Source organism: Saccharopolyspora dendranthemae, assembly GCF_007829955.1.
Classification (GTDB): Bacteria; Actinomycetota; Actinomycetes; order Mycobacteriales; family Pseudonocardiaceae; genus Saccharopolyspora; species Saccharopolyspora dendranthemae.
Genome location: NZ_VIWX01000001.1, coordinates 1,665,058 through 1,683,356, shown reverse-complemented (window position 1 = coordinate 1,683,356; position 18,299 = coordinate 1,665,058). Strand labels below are relative to the sequence as shown.

At 68.3% G+C, this 18,299-nt stretch carries 19 protein-coding genes; 12 read left to right on the top strand and 7 right to left on the bottom strand.

What is annotated here, in order from left to right:
- Window positions 1–190: 190 nt before the first annotated feature.
- Entirely contained in the window at window positions 191–472 is a 282-nt protein-coding gene (locus tag FHU35_RS07600) for a GlsB/YeaQ/YmgE family stress response membrane protein (RefSeq protein WP_145737621.1), read from the bottom strand.
- Window positions 473–575: 103 nt separating this feature from the next.
- Here FHU35_RS07600 and dxr point away from each other — a divergent pair, with 103 nt between their 5' ends.
- The 7 genes from dxr to map all read left to right on the top strand — a co-directional run bounded on the left by dxr (window position 576) and on the right by map (window position 9,296).
- A complete protein-coding gene (gene dxr, locus FHU35_RS07595; RefSeq protein WP_145737620.1) occupies window positions 576–1,820 on the top strand; it encodes a 1-deoxy-D-xylulose-5-phosphate reductoisomerase in 1,245 nt (414 codons plus the stop codon).
- On the top strand, window positions 1,820–3,103 hold the full coding sequence (locus tag FHU35_RS07590; protein WP_145737619.1) for a M50 family metallopeptidase: 1,284 nt from the start codon (window positions 1,820–1,822) through the stop codon (window positions 3,101–3,103). The genes dxr and FHU35_RS07590 overlap by 1 nt, the downstream gene beginning before the upstream one ends.
- 501 nt (window positions 3,104–3,604) lie before the next feature.
- The gene (ispG, locus tag FHU35_RS07585) at window positions 3,605–4,759 is read left to right on the top strand and encodes a flavodoxin-dependent (E)-4-hydroxy-3-methylbut-2-enyl-diphosphate synthase (protein ID WP_145737618.1); all 1,155 of its coding nucleotides are present in this window, start codon (window positions 3,605–3,607) and stop codon (window positions 4,757–4,759) included.
- A gap of 158 nt (window positions 4,760–4,917) precedes the next feature.
- A complete protein-coding gene (locus tag FHU35_RS07580) occupies window positions 4,918–5,754 on the top strand; it encodes a GNAT family N-acetyltransferase (protein ID WP_145737617.1) in 837 nt (278 codons plus the stop codon).
- Between the two features lie 76 nt (window positions 5,755–5,830).
- Window positions 5,831–7,615: a penicillin-binding transpeptidase domain-containing protein gene (locus tag FHU35_RS07575; RefSeq protein WP_186459291.1), complete on the top strand. Its 1,785-nt coding sequence runs from the start codon at window positions 5,831–5,833 to the stop codon at window positions 7,613–7,615.
- A 330-nt stretch (window positions 7,616–7,945) separates the two neighbouring features.
- Window positions 7,946–8,335, top strand: a complete 390-nt coding sequence (locus tag FHU35_RS07570; protein WP_145737616.1) for a type II toxin-antitoxin system VapC family toxin — start codon at window positions 7,946–7,948, stop codon at window positions 8,333–8,335.
- Between the two features lie 103 nt (window positions 8,336–8,438).
- Entirely contained in the window at window positions 8,439–9,296 is an 858-nt protein-coding gene (map, locus tag FHU35_RS07565) for a type I methionyl aminopeptidase (protein WP_145737615.1), read from the top strand.
- Here map and FHU35_RS07560 read toward each other — a convergent pair.
- On the bottom strand, window positions 9,283–9,936 hold the full coding sequence (locus FHU35_RS07560; protein WP_145737614.1) for a DUF2306 domain-containing protein: 654 nt from the start codon (window positions 9,934–9,936) through the stop codon (window positions 9,283–9,285). The genes map and FHU35_RS07560 overlap by 14 nt on opposite strands.
- A 102-nt stretch (window positions 9,937–10,038) precedes the next feature.
- Here FHU35_RS07560 and FHU35_RS07555 point away from each other — a divergent pair, with 102 nt between their 5' ends.
- Both FHU35_RS07555 and FHU35_RS07550 read left to right on the top strand, forming a co-directional pair.
- Window positions 10,039–10,956 carry a GntR family transcriptional regulator gene (locus tag FHU35_RS07555; protein WP_145737613.1) on the top strand — a complete coding sequence of 306 codons (918 nt, stop codon included), beginning with the start codon at window positions 10,039–10,041 and terminating at the stop codon, window positions 10,954–10,956.
- Between the two features lie 84 nt (window positions 10,957–11,040).
- Window positions 11,041–11,601 (top strand): hypothetical protein, encoded by a 561-nt coding sequence (locus FHU35_RS07550; protein ID WP_145737612.1) that lies wholly within the window; start codon window positions 11,041–11,043, stop codon window positions 11,599–11,601.
- A gap of 33 nt (window positions 11,602–11,634) precedes the next feature.
- Here FHU35_RS07550 and FHU35_RS07545 read toward each other — a convergent pair whose 3' ends face one another.
- The 4 genes from FHU35_RS07545 to FHU35_RS07530 are packed head-to-tail and all read right to left on the bottom strand — an operon-like array spanning window position 11,635 to window position 14,121.
- A complete protein-coding gene (locus tag FHU35_RS07545; RefSeq protein WP_145737611.1) occupies window positions 11,635–12,288 on the bottom strand; it encodes a DUF6346 domain-containing protein in 654 nt (217 codons plus the stop codon).
- 3 nt (window positions 12,289–12,291) lie between these two features.
- Entirely contained in the window at window positions 12,292–13,362 is a 1,071-nt protein-coding gene (locus FHU35_RS07540; RefSeq protein ID WP_246110120.1) for a WXG100 family type VII secretion target, read from the bottom strand.
- A 4-nt stretch (window positions 13,363–13,366) separates the two neighbouring features.
- Window positions 13,367–13,681 (bottom strand): type VII secretion target, encoded by a 315-nt coding sequence (locus FHU35_RS07535; protein ID WP_145737609.1) that lies wholly within the window; start codon window positions 13,679–13,681, stop codon window positions 13,367–13,369.
- Window positions 13,678–14,121, bottom strand: a complete 444-nt coding sequence (locus tag FHU35_RS07530; RefSeq protein ID WP_145737608.1) for a YbaB/EbfC family nucleoid-associated protein — start codon at window positions 14,119–14,121, stop codon at window positions 13,678–13,680. Before FHU35_RS07530 ends, FHU35_RS07535 begins: the two co-directional genes overlap by 4 nt.
- Before the next feature lie 114 nt (window positions 14,122–14,235).
- On the opposite strand from FHU35_RS07530, the gene FHU35_RS07525 reads away from it, so the two are divergent.
- The 3 genes from FHU35_RS07525 (at window position 14,236) to FHU35_RS07515 (ending at window position 16,906) form a co-directional block, all read left to right on the top strand.
- The gene (locus tag FHU35_RS07525) at window positions 14,236–15,756 is read left to right on the top strand and encodes a cobyric acid synthase (RefSeq protein WP_145737607.1); all 1,521 of its coding nucleotides are present in this window, start codon (window positions 14,236–14,238) and stop codon (window positions 15,754–15,756) included.
- A gap of 112 nt (window positions 15,757–15,868) precedes the next feature.
- The gene (locus FHU35_RS07520; RefSeq protein ID WP_145737606.1) at window positions 15,869–16,129 is read left to right on the top strand and encodes a type II toxin-antitoxin system Phd/YefM family antitoxin; all 261 of its coding nucleotides are present in this window, start codon (window positions 15,869–15,871) and stop codon (window positions 16,127–16,129) included.
- A gap of 45 nt (window positions 16,130–16,174) precedes the next feature.
- Window positions 16,175–16,906 (top strand): Type 1 glutamine amidotransferase-like domain-containing protein, encoded by a 732-nt coding sequence (locus FHU35_RS07515; RefSeq protein WP_145737605.1) that lies wholly within the window; start codon window positions 16,175–16,177, stop codon window positions 16,904–16,906.
- On the opposite strand, the gene FHU35_RS07510 is transcribed toward FHU35_RS07515, so the two are convergent.
- Window positions 16,899–18,296 carry a mycothione reductase gene (locus tag FHU35_RS07510; protein ID WP_145737604.1) on the bottom strand — a complete coding sequence of 466 codons (1,398 nt, stop codon included), beginning with the start codon at window positions 18,294–18,296 and terminating at the stop codon, window positions 16,899–16,901. The two genes, FHU35_RS07515 and FHU35_RS07510, sit on opposite strands and share 8 nt — an antisense overlap.
- Window positions 18,297–18,299: the final 3 nt, after the last annotated feature.

Below are 18,299 nucleotides of genomic sequence, written 5' to 3'. Positions count from 1 at the left end.
CCACACCGGCCACACGCGGGGCCGGAAAGCCTGTTGCTTGGGTTTCGCGCACCGCCGGGTGACGGTCCACGATCGAGCTCATCTTCGCACACCCGATCGCCGTCGCAGCGCCCACCTGTCGGGCATCAGCTGCGAAAAAAGGTGCCGCACGAGCTCGGCTCGCACGGCACCCGGTGAACTGCGGTCGGCGCTAAGCCTCCTTGGTCCCGCCCTTGGCCTTGCGGCCGACGATGACTCGGTAGATGCCGAGCACGATGAGCGACCCCACGATCGCCAGGAGCCACGTCCTGATCGACCAGAACTCGTTGAGACCCGTCCCGAAGATCCACTTGCCGATGTAGCCACCGAGGAATGCCCCGACGACCCCGAGCAGCATGGTGATGATGATCCCGCCCGGGTCCTTGCCCGGCATGATCAGCTTCGCGATGGCACCCACGATCAAGCCGAGGACGATCCATCCGATGATGCCCATGACGGCCTCCTTTGTTCATCGGGCAGCGGCAGGTACGCCGATCGTGACGCCGGATGGTGATTTGTGCACCGCGAGGGGCACCTGCTCACCTCCTTCAGGGACAATGGCGGCGATGCACGCCGATACGAGCACACAGAGCGACACCTCCCCGCGCACCGTTCTGGTGCTCGGCTCCACCGGGTCGATCGGTACCCAGGCACTCGACGTGATGCGCGACAACCCCGACCGGTTCCAGGTCGTGGGGCTCGCCGCGGGCGGCAGCGACCCGCAGGCGCTGGCCGCGCAGGCACTGGAGTTCCAGGTCCCGGCCGTGGCCGTGGCCAAGGGCACGGCCGCCGAGGACGTCCAGCTCGCGCTCTACGCCGAGGCCCAGAAGCGCGGCTACGCGGAGGGCGAGTTCAAGCTCCCGCGCCTGCTCGCCGGGCCGGAGTCCGCGCTGGAGCTCATCGACCTCTGCCCGGCCGACGTGGTGCTCAACGGCGTCGACGGCTCCCGCGGCCTGCGGCTGACGCTCGCCGCTCTGGAGACGGGCGCCCAGCTCGCGCTGGCCAACAAGGAATCGCTGGTCGCAGGCGGTGCGCTGGTGCTGGGCAAGGCGGCTCCCGGGCAGCTCGTTCCGGTCGACTCCGAGCACTCCGCGCTGGCCCAGTGCCTGCTCGGCAACGACAACACCGACGTCGACCGCCTGGTGCTGACCGCCTCCGGCGGGCCGTTCCGAGGGCGCAAGCGCGAGGACCTGGCCGAGGTCACGGTTCAGCAGGCGCTGGCGCACCCGACCTGGGCGATGGGCAACGTCGTCACGATCAACTCGGCCACCCTGGTGAACAAGGGTCTCGAGCTCATCGAGGCGCACCTGCTGTTCGGCATCGAGTACCCGCGCATCGACGTGGTGGTGCACCCGCAGTCGATCGTGCACTCGATGGTCACCTACACCGACGGCGCCACGATCGCGCAGGCCAGCCCGCCGAACATGAAGATCCCGATCGCGATGGGACTGGAGTGGCCGCGCCGCGTACCCGGCGTGGCGCCTCGGCTCGACTTCGCCGACGCCCAGCAATGGACCTTCGAGCCGCTGGACGACGAGACGTTCCCGGCCGTCGAGCTGGCCCGCGCGGCCGGTTCCGGCGGGGGCTGCCTGCCCGCGATCTACAACGCCGCCAACGAGGAGGCGCTGGCCGGGTTCGTCGACGGACGGCTCCGGTTCAACGAGATCGTGCACACTGTGGGTGACACGCTCGCCGCTGCTGACCAGTGGAGCGGTGAGCCGTCGGAACTTGACGAGATCTTCGCAGCCGAGGACTGGGCGCGGACCCGGGCACGCGAGCTGGCCGGACGGAAGGCGGAATAGTGCTGGTCGTCGTTGGCATTGTGATCTTCTTCTTCGGGCTGCTGTTCTCCATCGCGTGGCACGAGCTGGGTCACCTCGCTACCGCCAAGCTGTTCGGTGTCAAGGTCACCGAGTACATGGTCGGTTTCGGGCGCACGATCTGGTCGCGCAAGAAGGGCGACACCGAGTACGGGGTCAAGCTCATCCCGTTCGGCGGCTACATCCGGATGATCGGCATGTTCCCGCCGAAGAAGGACGAGGAGTACGGCCGCAGCGCGTCGTCGTCGCCCTTCCGCGCGATGATCGACGACGCGCGGGAGATGTCGGCCGAGGACGTCACGCCCGAGGACTCGCACCGGCAGTTCTACCAGCGCTCCCCGTGGAAGCGGATCATCGTGATGCTGGCCGGGCCGGTGATGAACCTGATCCTGGCGGTCGGCATCTTCGCCGCGATCCTGATGGGGCACGGCATCAACACGCCGACCCTGACGGTCTCCTCGGTCAGCGAGTGCGTCCTGCCCGCCACCGCGCCCGACACGCAGAAGTGCCCGCCCGGGGCCAAGCCCTCGCCCGCCGCTGCCGCCGGGTTCAAGCCGGGCGACCAGATCGTGGAGTTCAACGGCAAGCCGTTCCACGCCTGGGAAGACCTGCAGCAGGAGATCCGCACCTCGAAGGGCGCGGTCCCGATCGTGGTCGAGCGCGAGGGGCACCGGGAGACGCTCAACGCGAACCTGCTGCAGACCGAGCGGCCCAAGCTCAACTCCAGCAGCGAGTACGAGACGGTCGGCTTCCTCGGCCTGTCGCCGACCTCCATGCTGGTCAAGCAGGACATCGGCGGTGTGGCGGACACCATCGGCGAGTTCGTCGGCCTGACCGCCCAGAAGATCATCCAGCTGCCGCAGCGCGTCCCCGACCTGGTCAGCGCCATCTTCGGCGGCGAGCGGCACAAGGACTCACCGGTGGGCATCGTCGGTGCCAGCCGCTTGGGCGGCGAGGTGCTGGCCACCGACCAGTTCGGCGTCGACGAGCGCATCATCCTGATGTTCAACCTGCTCGCGGGCGTGAACCTGTCGTTGTTCGTGTTCAACATGCTGCCGCTGCTGCCGCTGGACGGCGGTCACGTCGCGGGTGCTGCCTGGGAGTGGATCCGGCGCGGGTTCGCCAAGCTGGTCCGGCGCCCGGATCCGGGACCCTTCGACACCGCGCGGTTGATGCCGCTGGCCTACGCGGTCAGCCTCGTGTTCATCGCGTTCTCGCTGCTGGTCCTAGTAGCAGACATCGTCAACCCGGTGACCTTGAACTAGTTTCCGGAAAAGAATCACCTTGCTTGGCGGTGCGGGTGGCGGAACCTCAGCGGCCCTCTGGCTCCGGGATCCGACGCTGATGTATGCCCAATACACGGCGCGGCGGCTGTCCTCACCAGAGAACCGCTGAGAACCCGCGGCGGTGCGGGCTGAGTCCCGCACCTGACGATGCGGCTGCCGCCGCGGCCGCCTGGATCTGATGTCGGGCCGGGCATGCGAGAGCTCTTCTGCCGATTTCACCGCTGTGGTGGAGCGGGTTCAGAGGTGGGGAGGACGGGTCGCGCTGGGCGAGGGCGATGGCGTGAAATTGTGAGCGCAAGATCACCGATAGGGTGAGGCGCCCTCGGAGTCGTGGGCCGAACGGGACGTGAACGACAGAAGTCGATCACCCAACGTGATTCGTCCGACGCCCGGACGTCCAGCCGGATGAAGGTGCGCCGGTATCGTGGACCGCGGGCGGGACACCGTCCGAAGCACACCAGCAGAGGTGGAGAGGTATCGATGACCGTCGATCTGGGCATGCCTGCGGGCGCCGCCCCGGTGCTCGCCGAGCGGCGTAAGACTCGCCAGTTGCAGGTCGGACCGGTTGGAGTCGGCAGCGAGAGCCCGATCTCCGTGCAGACCATGACCACGACCGTCACCGCCGACATCAACAGCACCCTGCAGCAGATCGCCGAGCTCACCGCTGCGGGCTGCGACATCGTCCGGGTCGCGTGCCCGAGCGCCGACGACGCCGAAGCCCTGCCGGCCATCGCCAAGAAGTCGCAGATCCCGGTCATCGCCGACATCCACTTCCAGCCGAAGTACGTCTTCGCGGCGATCGAGGCGGGTTGTGCCGCGGTGCGGGTGAACCCCGGCAACATCAAGAAGTTCGACGACAAGGTCAAGGAGATCGCGCACGCCGCCAAGGACCACGGCACGCCGATCCGGATCGGCGTCAACGCCGGTTCCCTCGACCCGCGCTTGATGGAGAAGCACGGCAAGGCCACTCCCGAGGCGCTGGCCGAGTCGGCGCTGTGGGAAGCGGGCCTGTTCGCCGAGCACGACTTCCACGACATCAAGATCTCGGTGAAGCACAACGACCCGGTGGTCATGGTGCGCGCCTACGAGATCCTCGCCGAGCAGTGCGACTACCCGCTGCACCTCGGCGTCACCGAGGCCGGCCCGGCCTTCCAGGGCACCATCAAGTCGGCCACCGCCTTCGGCGCCCTGCTGCGCCAGGGCATCGGCGACACGATCCGCGTCTCGCTGTCGGCCCCGCCGGTGGAGGAGATCAAGGTCGGCACCCAGATCCTGCAGTCGCTGAACCTGCGTCCGCGCAAGCTGGAGATCGTCTCCTGCCCGTCCTGCGGACGCGCTCAGGTCGACGTCTACAAGCTGGCCGACGAGGTCACCGCCGGTCTGGAAGGCATGGAGGTGCCGCTGCGCGTCGCGGTCATGGGCTGCGTCGTCAACGGACCCGGTGAGGCCCGCGAGGCCGACCTGGGTGTGGCCTCCGGCAACGGCAAGGGCCAGATCTTCGTCAAGGGCGAGGTCATCAAGACCGTGCCCGAGGCCCAGATCGTCGAGACCCTGATCGAAGAGGCCATGCGCATCGCCGAGGAGATGGGCGAGGGAGTCGAGGAGGGCGAGAGCCCGACCGTCACCGTCGGCTGACCCGGCGTCACGCTCGAATCGGCCGTCCGGCACGTCCGGGCGGTCGATCGGCTTTTTTCGGTGTTGTTGCTGCTCTGAACGGGTGACGGCAGTGTTGCTCGATGTGGTTGATCTCCGCCGATCAGCCGTTCGCGTGGTATTTCTGGCAGTCTTGGCGGGTGCTCAAGGTTGCCGGTGCCCGCTTGCTGGAGGAACGGGACGCGAATCTGGTCCGGTCGGTGCTGGACTCCGCGCCCGTGGCCGCCTGCATGGTCGCCGCGCGCGTCGAGGAGGCCGGGCTGCACCCGCTGCGGCTGGGCGGTGAGCTCTGGGGCTACGGCAGCAGGCTGACCGGTGTGTGCTTCTCCGGGGCGAACCTCGTCCCGCTGCGCGGTGGCCCGGACGAGATGCGCGCCTTCGCCGATCGCGCGCTGCGCCGCCGCCGGGTGTGCTCCTCGCTGGTCGGCCCGGCCGAGCAGGTGCTGGCGCTGTGGGACGAAGTGGAAGTGCAGTGGGGGCCCGCGCGCGAGATCCGCGCCGAGCAGCCGCTGATGGTGCTCTCCGAACGTCCGCACGTCGAGCCCGACCCGCTGGTGCGACCGGTGCGTCCCGACGAGCTGGAGCGCTACCTGCCCGCCGCGGTGGCCATGTTCACCGAGGAGGTCGGCGTCGACCCGTCCACCGACGGCGGTGCCGCCGGATACCGGGCGCGAGTGGCCGATCTCATCGCCGGGGGTCGCGCGTTCGCCCGCTTCGAGGACGGCGAGGTCGTCTTCAAGGCCGAGATCGGTGCCCTGTCGTCGACGGTCGGGCAGATCCAGGGCGTCTGGGTGCATCCGGACCGCCGGAGCACGGGCCTGGGAACGGCGGGCACGGCAGCTGTGGCCGATCGCCTCGTGCGCGGCGTGGGGCGCACCGCCAGCCTGTACGTCAACGGCTTCAACGTCGCGGCCCGCGCCGCCTACCAGAAGGTCGGGTTCCGGCACGTCGGTGATTTCGCGACCGTGCTGCTGTAGAGCGGTTTCGTCCGCTCCGCCCCGTTTGCCCCGGCCCAGATTCGGTGTCCTGCAAGACTTCGGCATACTCGCGGGCATGCTTTCCTCGCGGATCATGGCCGGTGTGGCCGCAACGCTGTTGATCCCAGTTGCCGGATGCAGCACCGGACCATCCGAGAAGGACGTGGCCACCTCGTTCGCCAACGCCGTCGCCGCAGGTGATGTGGCGGGCGCGGCGGCCCAGACCGACAACCCCGATGCCGCGCGCCGCACGCTGGAGCAGGTGCGCAAGACACTCGCCCCGACGGCCACGCACGCCGCCGTCGGTGACGTGACCGAGAACGAGCAGGGTGCGGCCGCGAAGTTCGACCTCTCGTGGGACTTCGGCGAAGGCAAGGTCTGGCGGTACCCGAGCACGATGCAGCTCGCCGAGGGCCCCGAGGGCTGGAAGGTCCTGTGGGCGCCGTCGGTGGTCCACCCGAAGCTCAAGGCCGGTCAGACCCTCGCCTACAGCGAGGTCATGCCCGCCCCCGGGCCCGTGACGGGCGGCGAGGGCAAGCAGCTGATGGGCCCCGAGCCGGTGGTCACGGTCAGCCTCAACGGCCAGGAGGCCGGCGACGTGCCGGGCGTGGCGGGCAAGCTCGCCGACGCGCTGCGCGAGGTGGACCCGCAGATCACCCAGCAGTCCATCGTGGACGGTGTCGGCAAGACGCCGCCCGGGCAGCCCTACCAGGTCGTCACGCTGCGGCAGGCCGACTACGACAAGATCCGCTCCAGCATCTACGACCTGCCCGGCGTGCGGTTCCCGGCGCAGATGCGGCTGCTCGCCTCCGAGCGCGGCTACGCCTCGCAGGCGCTGGCGGGTGTGTCCAAGAAGGTCGACGAGCAGGTCAAGGCCAACGCCGGTTGGCAGGTCGCGGTCGCCGACACCAAGGGCAACGAGATCAGCAAGCTGCACACCGTCGCCGAGAAGCCGGTTCCGCCGACCTCGGTGACGCTGTCGGACAGCGCGCAGCGCGCCGCGGAGAAGGCGCTGGACCCGGTTCCGCAGGCCGCGATGATCGTGGCGATGAAGCCCTCCAACGGCGAGGTGCTGGCGGTCGCGCAGAACGACCCGGCTGACGCGCAGGGGCCGATGGCGCTGTCCGGTCAGTACCCGCCCGGCTCAACGTTCAAGGTGATCACCGGTGCCGCTGCGCTGGAGTCGGGCAAGGTCCGGGCCGACACCCCGGTCGACTGCCCGCCGAAGAAGGTCTTCGACGGCATGACCCTGCCCAACGACAAGGAATTCGGCCTCGGGATGGTTCCGTTGCACACCGCGTTCGCGCAGTCCTGCAACACCACCTTCGCGCAGCTGTCGGTCGACCTGCCCGACGACGCGCTGCCGAAGGAGGCCAAGAAGTTCGGCATCGGCGTCGACTTCGACATGCCGGGGTCCACGACGATCACCGGCAAGGTCTCCAACGCCGAGTCGGTGACTCAGCACGCGGCCAACGGCATCGGCCAGGGCAAGGTGCTGGCCAGCCCGTTCGGCATGGCGCTGGCCGCGGCGACGGTCGCCAACGGCGAGATGCCCACCCCGACGCTGATGCGTGGGCAGCAGACCACCGCCGATGGTGCGCCGGAGAAGATCGACCCGGCCTCGCTGGACCAGCTGCGCTCGATGATGCGCGAGGTCGTCACCGGCGGTACCGCCCGAGGCCTGGCGGGCTCGGGTGAGGTCCGGGGCAAGACCGGCACCGCGCAGTTCGGCGACGGCACCCACTCGCACGGCTGGTTCGTCGGCTACCGCGACGACGTGGCCTTCGCCGTCCTCATCACCGACGCGGGGGCATCGGGTCCCTCGGTCGAGGCGGCCAAGCGGTTCCTGGGTGGCCTCTGAGGCCGGATGATCACAGAACGCGTGGAGTCGCTTCACGTGATCGGGCGATCACTTAGGGTCAATTGGGTGCTAGGTTGTAGCCCATCGAGCGCAACAGCGCTGTCGCGTTGCTGCGCTCGATGGCTCGCCGCCGGTGCGCGCCACCACCGACGAGCGATCCTGGTCGCCACGTCGTGTTGCCGTTGTGGCGGGCGACCTGATCCGGTGCCCGGGAGTTCTCCCGGGCTCTGGTCGGCCCTCCGCGACGTCGGTGGGCATCCCCGACGACCCGTGCCGGCAGTGCCTCCCCCGAAGGCCGCCGGCGCCGCCCAGGTGTGAACAGGAGTGGTTTTGATCTACTTCGATTCTTCCGCGCTGATCAAGATGATCGCCCCGGAGCCGGAGAGCCAGGCGTTGAGCCAGTGGATCCGCGACCGCTGGGAGCAGCCGCGGGTGACCAGCGCGCTGTCCAAGGTCGACGTGCTGCGCAACTTCCGCGAGCAGGGCCCGGCGGCTGAGGACCTGGCCTCCATCGTGGTGTCGAAGCTGGAGACGTTGCCGGTGCAGCAGGAGGTCCTGGACACCGCCAGCGAGCTGCGCGCGGACCTCGGTCCGGTGGACGCGATCCACCTCGCCTCGGCCTGCGGGATCCGCAACCAGCAGGTCACCTACGTCTCCTACGACGCGGCGCTGATCGAGGCGGCGAAGGCGGCCGGCCTCGCGACCGCGTCCCCCGCCTGAGGAGCGCCTGCTGACCGGCGGTAACCGTTTCACATCGCGGAAACGAGCGCGTCGTGCGGTTACCGCCCGGAGTCGTGGCGGCGAGCGTGGTTAGAGTGGGGACATGCCGGTTCGAGCCCCGTTGAAGCCAGGCGTTGCGACGCCGCGCCGCCCAGTCCCAGCGAACATCGAGCGTCCCGAGTACGTGGACAAGCCGGCTCCCCAGCGCAACACCGACCCCGACGTGCAGCCGCCGGAGATCATCGAGGCGATGCGCGCTGCGGGCAAGCTCGCCGCGGAGGCGCTGGCCGAGGCGGGCAAGGCGATCCAGCCGGGCGTCACCACCGACTCCGTCGACGCCGTGGTGCACGAGTTCCTGCTCGACCACGGTGCGTACCCGTCGACGCTGGGCTACCGGGGCTTCCAGAAGTCCTGCTGCACCTCGATCAACGAGGTGATCTGCCACGGCATCCCGGACTCGACGATCATCGAGGACGGTGACATCGTCAACGTCGACGTCACCGGCTACATCGGTGGCGTGCACGGCGACACCAACGCCACGTTCCTGGCCGGCGACGTCTCCGAGGAGGCGCGCTTGCTGGTCGAGCGCACCCACGAGGCGACGATGCGCGGCATCAAGGCCGCCAAGCCCGGGCGTCAGCTCAACGTCATCGGACGCGTCATCGAGTCCTACGCCAAGCGTTTCGGCTACGGCGTCGTCCGCGACTTCACCGGCCACGGCATCGGCCGTTCGTTCCACAGCGGACTGGTGATCCTGCACTACGACGAGCCGTCGGTCGACACCGTCCTGGAACCGGGCATGACCTTCACCATCGAGCCGATGATCACCCTCGGTACCCACGAGTACGACATGTGGGAAGACGGCTGGACGGTCACCACGAAGGACAAGAGCTGGACGGCCCAGTTCGAGCACACCATCCTCATCACCCAAGACGGCAACGAGATCCTCACCCAGCGGTGAGCGGCCGCTTCCGGTCGAGCCACCACTGAGCGACCAGCAACGGGATCGTCCAGCCCAGCCAGGTCGTCATGCCCGCGAGGGTTTCGGCGGTCATCGACGGACCCAGCCCGAGGGCCAGGACGGGTGCCCAGAGACGGTTGGTCACGATCGACGCGGTCAGGGCGAAGCTGCGCACCATCCACCTGCGGTGGTCGCCGAACCGTCGGGCCCGCGCCGCGCGCCAGCCGGCCGCCGTGCAGGTCAGCCAGAGCGCGGAGAGCAACACGTTGCTGGCTGCGGCGACCGGGCCGAACGGGGTCGCCGCGCCGATGACCAGGCCGACCAGGCCGGCCGGGAGCACGCCGGCGAACACGTAGACCCGCCCGATCCTGCGGTGCGCGACGGGATGCCGAGTCCGGAACCGGGGCCACACCTGCAAGCAGCAGGTCAAGATCGCCACCGAACCGCACAGCACGTGGGTGACCAGGAGCGGGAAGTAGCCCGGCAGGTCCGGTGGCGGCACGCGCGAGGCCGCCGGGTTGAAGCTCAGGTACGGCGGCAGCGAGTAGGCCACGAAGACCACGGCGATCAGCGCGAACGGGCCGACCCAGGGACGTTCCCGCCACGAGGTTCGTGGGCGAGCGGTTGCCGGTTGGATCATGCGTTCCCCCTAGAGTCGAGTACGACGTACGACTCTATGAACCTGGCTGCCCGGACGGGGAAAACCTCTTCGAACATGAGGAAACCGCACTAGTCTGGGGAGATGAGCGAGTCCCGGCGCCCTAGTGCGTTGCCGCCGTACCTGCGGATCGCGGCCGACATCCGGCGACGCATCGACGAGGGCGAGCTGCGCCCGGGCGACACCGTGCCCTCAACGCGTCGGCTGGTCGCCGAGTGGGGCGTGGCGATGGCCACCGCCACCAAGGCGCTCAACGCGCTGCGCACGCAGGGCTGGGTGACCACGGCGCCGGGCAGCGGCACGGTGGTCAGCGCGGGACTGCGATCAAGACGTCCCGCGAGCGGTCCCGATGCCGCCATGACCAGGGAACGGATCGTGCGTGCCGCCATCACCCTCGCCGACCGCGAAGGCCTCGCGGCGGTGTCGATGCGGCGCGTCGCCGCCGATCTGGGCAGCGGCGCGATGACGCTGTACCGGTACGTGCCGGACAAGGAGGAGCTCGTCCGGTTGATGGCCGACACGGCCTTCGGTGCCCACCCGCTGCCCGAGCCCGGACCGCCGGGCTGGCGCGCCAAGCTCGAACTGGCCGCTCGCCTGCAGTGGAGCATCTACCGGCGACACCACTGGCTGCCGCCGGTGCTCCTGACGTCGCTGACCGACCCGCCGGTCGTCGCCAGTGGAATCGCTCTGGTCGACTGGCAGCTCCGCGCCCTCGACGGCCTCGAACTGGACGACCGGACCAAGCTGTGGACGCTGGTGTCGCTCAACGGTTACGTCGCCGGCATCGCCATCACCCGCTCCCTGGAAACCGAGTCCCAGCACGGCACCGGCCTCACCAGCGCGCAACGGCAAGCCCTCGATCACTCACTGCTGACCAACCTGATGGCCACGGGCCACTACCCGGCGGTGGAATCCCTCGACGCCCACCTCGACCTCGACGAGGTCTTCACCTTCGGCCTGCAACGCCACTTGGACGGCCTCGAAACCTTCCTGGCGCGCTAGCCTCCGCGTCGCCTCGACCCCAAGTGGACTGGAACGCCCGATTCCCCGTCCGCGTGCGGAACCCATCTCCTAGGGTGGGTGCCCGTGCAGACCGAGATGTGGGCGCCCAGCGATTCGGCGAAGGTCGTCAAGTACCGCGAGGGCGTTGGGTGCGTGGGCGGTGGTTTGTTCATGGCGCTGGTCGGGAGTTGCGCGCTCTACCTCGCGCTCAACCCGGAAGAAGCGGTGAGAAGTCCGGCCTCGGTCGCTGCCGTGATCGGTTGGGCCATGACCTTGTTCGTCTTCGTCCCGGGTGTCCTGATGATCCTCGTCGGCCTGGTGATGCTCGCCAGGCCGGAGCGCGTGCACCTCGACGACCGCGGGATCTGGTTGCGGGACAACGGGAAGTTCGACCTGATCGCCTGGACCGAGATCCGCGCGCTGCACGGCAGGCTGCCGCAACCGAAGGCCAAGGACGATCCGAATTCGAGCCCGGTCGCCGCAGCACTGCTGTTTCAGCCCGTCGACAGCGGATTTCTTTCACGCCACCCAGTGCTCGCCGACCCGGAGAACCCGGAAGTCCCGCGCCTTAAGCTCCCGCACAAGACCGCCGTGCAGCGCCTCACCCGAGCAATCGGCGAAACCCGCCCAGACCTGATCCCGTGACCTGCGGCACCGGCCTGGGCGGAAGCGACTGCACTACCGCTGGTCCTTTGCGCGGTCGCGTGCAGCCTTGGCCGCCTCGTGCTGCTCGGCTCGGCGACGCTGCGTTTCGCGCCATTGCGCGTCTTCTTCCTGCTTCTTGCGCTTTTTCTCGGCTCTTTCCTCTGGCGTGCCATTGATCTTCTCCCAGAACTTGCGTTGCTCGTCCCGCGAGAAGCTCCACACAATGGACTTCGCCAAGAGCCACAGGGCAGGGGGAAGGATGATGATCGCGGTTACAATCGCGACTAGAGTTCGAACCCCCGTTGGGTACCCCTCGGCTCGCGTGTAGATGTACGTCTCGTTGTTTGTGCTCGCGCGCCCACCACCGTGGCCCCACGTGAGTCGCTTCTCCTTGCCGACGTCTTCGGGGGAGAAGAAGTTCATGTCGATCGCGGTCGTCCAGGACCTGCCGGTCTCATCGTCGCGAATCCGCACAGCGCAGTCCCAGTTGTGGCCGAACCCGCGCCTAGTGATCGGGCCGGTATCCTTGCATGACTCGACGAGGGCAGTGGCGTTTTGCTTCTCGGCCTTCTCCGGGAAGGAGAAGACAATTGTCGGCCAGAGCATGAGAATGCAGGCAGTCGTCAGCAGTCCGAGCACCAGTTTCGCCAACCGCACACCGATGCTGTTCGAGTTCCATGTGCTCATCGACTACTTGCCTTCCTGCTCATTGCCATCGTCGAGCTTGGCGCTCTCCTTATCGAGCTCGTAGGCGCCCTTGTAGGATCCCGCTCCTGGACCCATGCTCATGCTCGGCTGCCAGACATCGCCCTTCGCGAACGGCTGATACCCAGAGCCGCCTGCCTTGGTGCCTTCCCAAGCGTCTTTCAACTTGCTGCCACTGCCCGTTGCGCCTTCCGCGAGTTCGTCGACCTTCCCGGCCGTCAGAGGCGTGTCCTTGTTCTGGAGCTTGAGAAGGTTCCCCTCGGGGGGAGTGGAAAGGCCGCTGAAGAACTCATCGACGCCCTTTCGGATGGACGTCGCCGCCGTTCCGAGTTCGTCGAGCTTGTTCCACATGTTCTTCATCGCTGTGCCGAGCTTCTGCATCCAGCCTGAAATCTTCTCGGCCCACTGCAACGCGATTCGAACGGCATCCGCGATAGCACCGCCGATAGCGACGCCAGCCGTGCACACCGCCGCGATTCCCCACTTGGCCAGCGCGGCAATGATCTCGCCGATCGCGCCAGCGATGAGGTCGCGGACGATTCCACGCACGGCGGATACCAAGGCGCCAACGCCATCGACCGACGCCTTCAAGCCTGTGCTTGCTGTGGCGAGTGCATCGATCGTTTTTGCGCCACCATCACCGAGATTCCGGTATGCCTCCGCGGCTTTTCCTTCCCAACCAGTGGTGTTGCGAACCGTCTGGGCGTACTCCTGACCAACAGATTTCAGCTCTTCACCGATCTTCCCCCAGGTAGAAGCCATTCCGGAGATTGCGTCCGGGTTTCCCATGAGGGCGTCGAAGGGTTCTTTGATGAACTCGACGTGCTCCATGATGTAGCCGACGCCCCAGCTCGCAAGCGTTCCGAGTGGGTTGGTGGCCAGCGAGACAGCGTCGACGCCGACTCCTACGGCGCTGAGCCCGACTGTGTCCCAATCACCGTTCTCGATGCCCTTGTAGATGGAAACGACGTTCTCTACGCCGCCTGCTCCGTCCATCGGGTTCTTGGTATTTTTCGCCACCGCATCAGCTTCTGCCTCAGAGTCCGTGACGACCATTTCATCAGCCGAAGTCAACGTTCACCTCTTTTAGGATCGCGCCGCTCTCCTGATCGGTTGCCAGGTAGTCGGCGGCTGTCGCGTCGAGGGCACTTTGGATTTCGGTCAGTGCTTTGCCGCCGCTTTCGATTGCGGACTTCACGACCTCGCACTGCGCGATGCACTGCGATGCCAGGAACTGGCCGAAGATGCCGAAGGCGTTCGTGTCCATGGTTGTTTCTGCTGCGCCGTGGGCTGTGTTGACTTGGTCGGCGAAGCCTTGGACCTGGTTGCTGTGCTGCTTGATGACCGGGACGTCCGCCCGGAAGCCGTCGCTCATCGCAGGAAGCTCCCGTTCGAGTTGTCGTCATCGTCGTCGGGAGGTGACGCGGGGCGTGCGGGCGGTTGCTGCTGGTCCTCGTCGGTTCCGTCGCCCGCGTAGCCGTGGGGGAGGCTGTTCTTGACGAAGTCGAGGGCGGCTCCGTCTCCGACGAACTGCTGCATGACCTCGACCATCTGGCCGGCGGCCTGGCGCTGGGCGTCGCGCACGCAGGTCATGATCGCCGTGGCGACCTGATCCGGTTTCGGGTGCTGGAACCCGTTGCCGAAGCGGATGTCCTCCAGCACGCCGCTGCTGTTGACCTTGACCGTGATCTGCCCGTCAGGGGAGGTCGCGGAGGCGCCGACCTGCGTGAGTTCTTCCTGCGCGCGGTCGGTGTCGGTCTTGATCTGCTGCAGCTTGGCGTTGTAGTCGCTCAGCCAGTCGTCAGGTGTCGTCATGGGAATCCGTGGGTCGAGGGGAAGGCCAGTCGGCAGGGTAGTTGAGCAGGTTCTTCCCGTGTCCGGGTTTCGGGTGTCGGTTCCCACAGGAGGGGCATGGGGTAGGAACTAGGTGTGAATGCGCTGCTGGTCGCCGGGACGACGTCGGATGCGGGCAAGAGCGTGCTGACCGCGGGGATCTGCCGGTGGCTGGCGCGGTCGGGTGCGCGGGTCGCGCCGTTCAAGGCGCAGAACATGTCCAACAACTCGGTCGTCACCCCTGACGGCGGGGAGATCGGGCGGGCGCAGGCGGTGCAGGCCGCGGCGTGCGGGATCGAGCCGTCCGTGCGCTTCAACCCGGTGCTGCTCAAGCCGGGCAGCGACCGGAGTTCGCAGGTGGTGGTGCTGGGCCGGGTCGCGGGCGAGGTCACCGCGCTGTCCTACCGCGAGCGGAAGGCGGCCTTGCTCGACACCGTCGCGTCCACGTTGGAGGAACTGCGGCGGGAGCACGACTACGTGATCTGCGAGGGCGCCGGATCGCCCGCGGAGATCAACCTGCGGGCCAGCGACATCGCCAACATGGGACTCGCGCAGGCCGCTCGGCTGCCGGTGGTGGTGGTCGGCGACATCGACCGCGGCGGCGTGTTCGCGCAGCTCTTCGGCACCCTGTCGCTGCTGGACCCGGCTGATCAGGCGCTCGTGGCGGGCTTCGTGATCAACAAGTTTCGCGGCGATCCCGAGCTGCTGCGCCCGGGCCTGGACCAGCTGAAGGGCTTGACCGGCAGGCCCGTTCACGGAGTCCTGCCGTGGGCCGAGGACCTGTGGCTCGACGCCGAGGACTCGCTGTCCTACGTCGCCGACGGCGTCGTCGGCCGCCCTGCTCCGCCGCGCGGCGGGCAGTGGCTGCGGGTCGCCGTGCCCCGGCTGCCGAGGATCTCCAACGCCACCGACGTCGAGGCGCTGGCGGCCGAACCCGGTGTGGCAGTGCGGTTCGTGACCGAACCCTCCCGGCTCTCCGATGCCGATCTCGTGGTGCTGCCCGGCTCGAAGTCCACCGTCGCCGATCTCGCCTGGCTGCGGGAGAGCGGCCTCGCCGAGGCCATCGGCCAGCACGCGCGCGCCGGGCTGCCGGTGGCCGGGATCTGCGGCGGGTTCCAGATGCTTACCAGGCGCATCCACGACGAGGTCGAATCCGGATCAGGTGCGGTCGACGGCCTCGGACTTCTCGACCTGGAGATCGACTTCGCGCGGGAGAAGACGCTCGCCCGGCCGCGCGGTGAGGCCTTCGGCGCGGAAGTCAGCGGTTACGAGATCCACCACGGCGCCGCCGTCCGCCGAGGCGACCTGGAGCCGCTGGTCACGCTACCCGACGGCGAGGGAGAGGGCGGTGTCTCGGGGCCGGTGCTCGGCACGCACTGGCACGGGCTGTTCGAGAACGACGCGTTCCGCCGCGAGTTCCTGGGATGGGCCGCGGGGTTGGCCGGGCGAGAGGGATTCCGGGCTGCCGAGAACACGGTCTTCGCCGACATCCGTGACGCGCAGCTCGACCTGCTCGGCGATCTGGTCGCCGAGCACCTCGACACCGATGCGCTGCGCCGCCTCCTGGACGGAGGAACGCCCTCAGGTCTGCCGCCGGTGATCGCAGGTCTCGGCTGAGACCTCGCGTTCCGGGTGGACGTGACGAAAAGGACGACTTCCGTAGGCAGAATCGCCCAATCGACTACGCGAGTCGGACTCATGATCTATGTGATGCGGGTAACTTGGCGGCATGGCTGTTGAGTTTTCCGTGGACGAAGCCGCCGAACGGCTGACCGAGCTGATCGAACGAGCGGAAGCGGGCGAGCACATCGTGATCACGCGATTCGGCGCACCAGCGGTGACGCTCGAACCGAGCCCGGTTCCAGCGCAGCGCGGCCGGGGGTTCACCGCCGGAGTGGTGGCGGCGTCGTGGGCCGTTCCGGCCGTTGACGGCACCTTCGACGTGGGCACCGACTACTGGGCAGACCCCGGGGCCACCCTCGGCGCGTGAACACAGCACTGGCTCGTCGAGGCGTGAGCTGGATAGTCTTCGAGCGTGCCTGCTGACGCCCCGACGATCCTCGCCACCAGCGGCGGTATCCGCGCCTCCCCACGCCTGCCCTGGGTGCCAGGCCCGCTGACCCGGCACGCCGTCGAGCTCGCCGGGACGACCGGCCGGGCACCGCGGGTCTGCTTCTTGGCAACGGCGGTCGGCGACGACGCCAGAGTGATCAACACCTTCTACGGCAGCGCCGTGAACGAGGGCTGGCAGCCCAGCCACCTGGCGCTGTTCCCGATGCCGAACATCGAGGACGTTCGCGAGCACCTGCTCACCAGGGACGTCGTGTGGGTCTTCGGCGGCAGCGTCGCCGGATTGCTGGCGATGTGGCGGCTGCACGGGCTCGACGAGATCTTCCGCGAAGCGTGGCAGGCGGGTGTCGTGCTGACCGGAGTCTCAGCGGGATCGATCTGCTGGCACGCGGGCGGCACCACGGACTCGTTCGGTCCCGACCTGCGGCCGATCACCGACGGGCTCGGCCTGCTCCCGCACTCCAACGGGGTGCACTACGACAGCGAACCCGGGCGGCGCCCGCTGTTCCAGCGCTTGATCGCCGACGGGACGCTGCCCCCGGGCTTCGCCACCGACGACGGGGTGGGCCTGCTCTACCGGGACACCGAGCTCGTCGAAGCGCTCGCCGAGAAGCGCGAGGCCGGGGCGTACCGAGTCGACCGCGGCCCGGACGGGACCGCGGTCGAAACGGCTTTGGACGTGCGCCGGCTCAGTTGAGCGGCAGGTTGAGCAGCGCGTTCTCCAGCAGCTCCGGCATCGCCGGGTGGATCCAGTACTGACCGCGCGCCATGCTGCGCGCGTCCAGGCCGAAGTGCATGGCCTGGATGATCGGCTGCAGCAGCGTCGGGGCCTGCGGGCCGATGATGTGCGCGCCGAGCAGGAGCCCGGTGTTCGGGTCGGCCAGGATCTTGGCGAACCCCGTGGTGTCCTCCATGGCCCAGCCGTAGGCGATGCCCGCGTAGTCCTCGGTGGAGGACACGTACTCGACCCCTCGCTGCCGCGCTTCCTGCTCGGTGAGGCCCACCGAAGCGATCTGCGGACCGGAGAACACCGCGTGCGGCACGAAGCGGTGATCGGAGGCGATCGGGGCCTCGGGGTGCAGGAGGTTGTGCTGCACGACGCGGGTCTCGTGGTTGGCGACGTGCTTGAGCTCGTGGTCGGAGCTGATGTCGCCGAGCGCCCACACGCCGTCGACGGAAGTGCGCTGGGTGTCGTCGACCGCGATCTTGCCCGCGTCGTTGATCTCCATGCCGCCGGCCGCCGCGTCGATCAGATCGGTGTTGGGGGTGCGTCCGACCGCGATCAGCAGCTCGTCGGCCTCGACGGTGTCCTCGCCGTCCGGGCCCTCCAGGTTCAGCCGGACCTGATCACCCACCTTCTCGGCGGAGACGACCTTGCGGTTGAGCCGCAGGTCCCACCGCTCGGTGGCGATCTCGGTGAACCGCGTCGACACGTCGGTGTCCTCGGCGCGCAGCACCCGGTTGGACCGGCCGATCATGGTGACCTCGACGCCGAGCGAGCTGAACACGTGCGCGAACTCGGCACCGATGAAACCGGTGCCCATGATGATCACCCGGCGCGGCAGCTCCTCCAGGCGCATCACGTCGTCGCTGGTGCGGACCTCGATCTGGTCCAGACCCGGCACGTCGGGGATGACCGGACGTCCACCGGCGGCGACCACGAACCGGTCGGCGGTGATGGTCTCGCTGCCGCTCCCGGTCTGGACGCTCAGCTGCTTGACGCCGGTGAACGCGGCGTTGCCGCTGTAGAGGGTCACGTTGGGCGAGCCCTCTGCGCGGTAGCGGCGGCCGCCTTCGGAGATCGGGTCGATGCGCCCGAAGATGCGGTCCCTGATCTCCGGCCAGCGCACTCCCCGCAGGTCCAGGTCGACGCCCAGCCCGGCGCCCGCGCTCGGCGCGCCCGCGACGTCCGCGGTGTGCACGAACATCTTGGTCGGGATGCACCCGACGTTCAGGCAGGTGCCGCCGTAGGCGTCGTTGGGGCCGATGCCCTTCTCGACGATGGCCACGTTCCAGTCGGCGAACCGGTCGTCGAGGATCGAGTTGCCGGAGCCGGAGCCGATGATGACTAGATCGAAGTGCCGCACGGT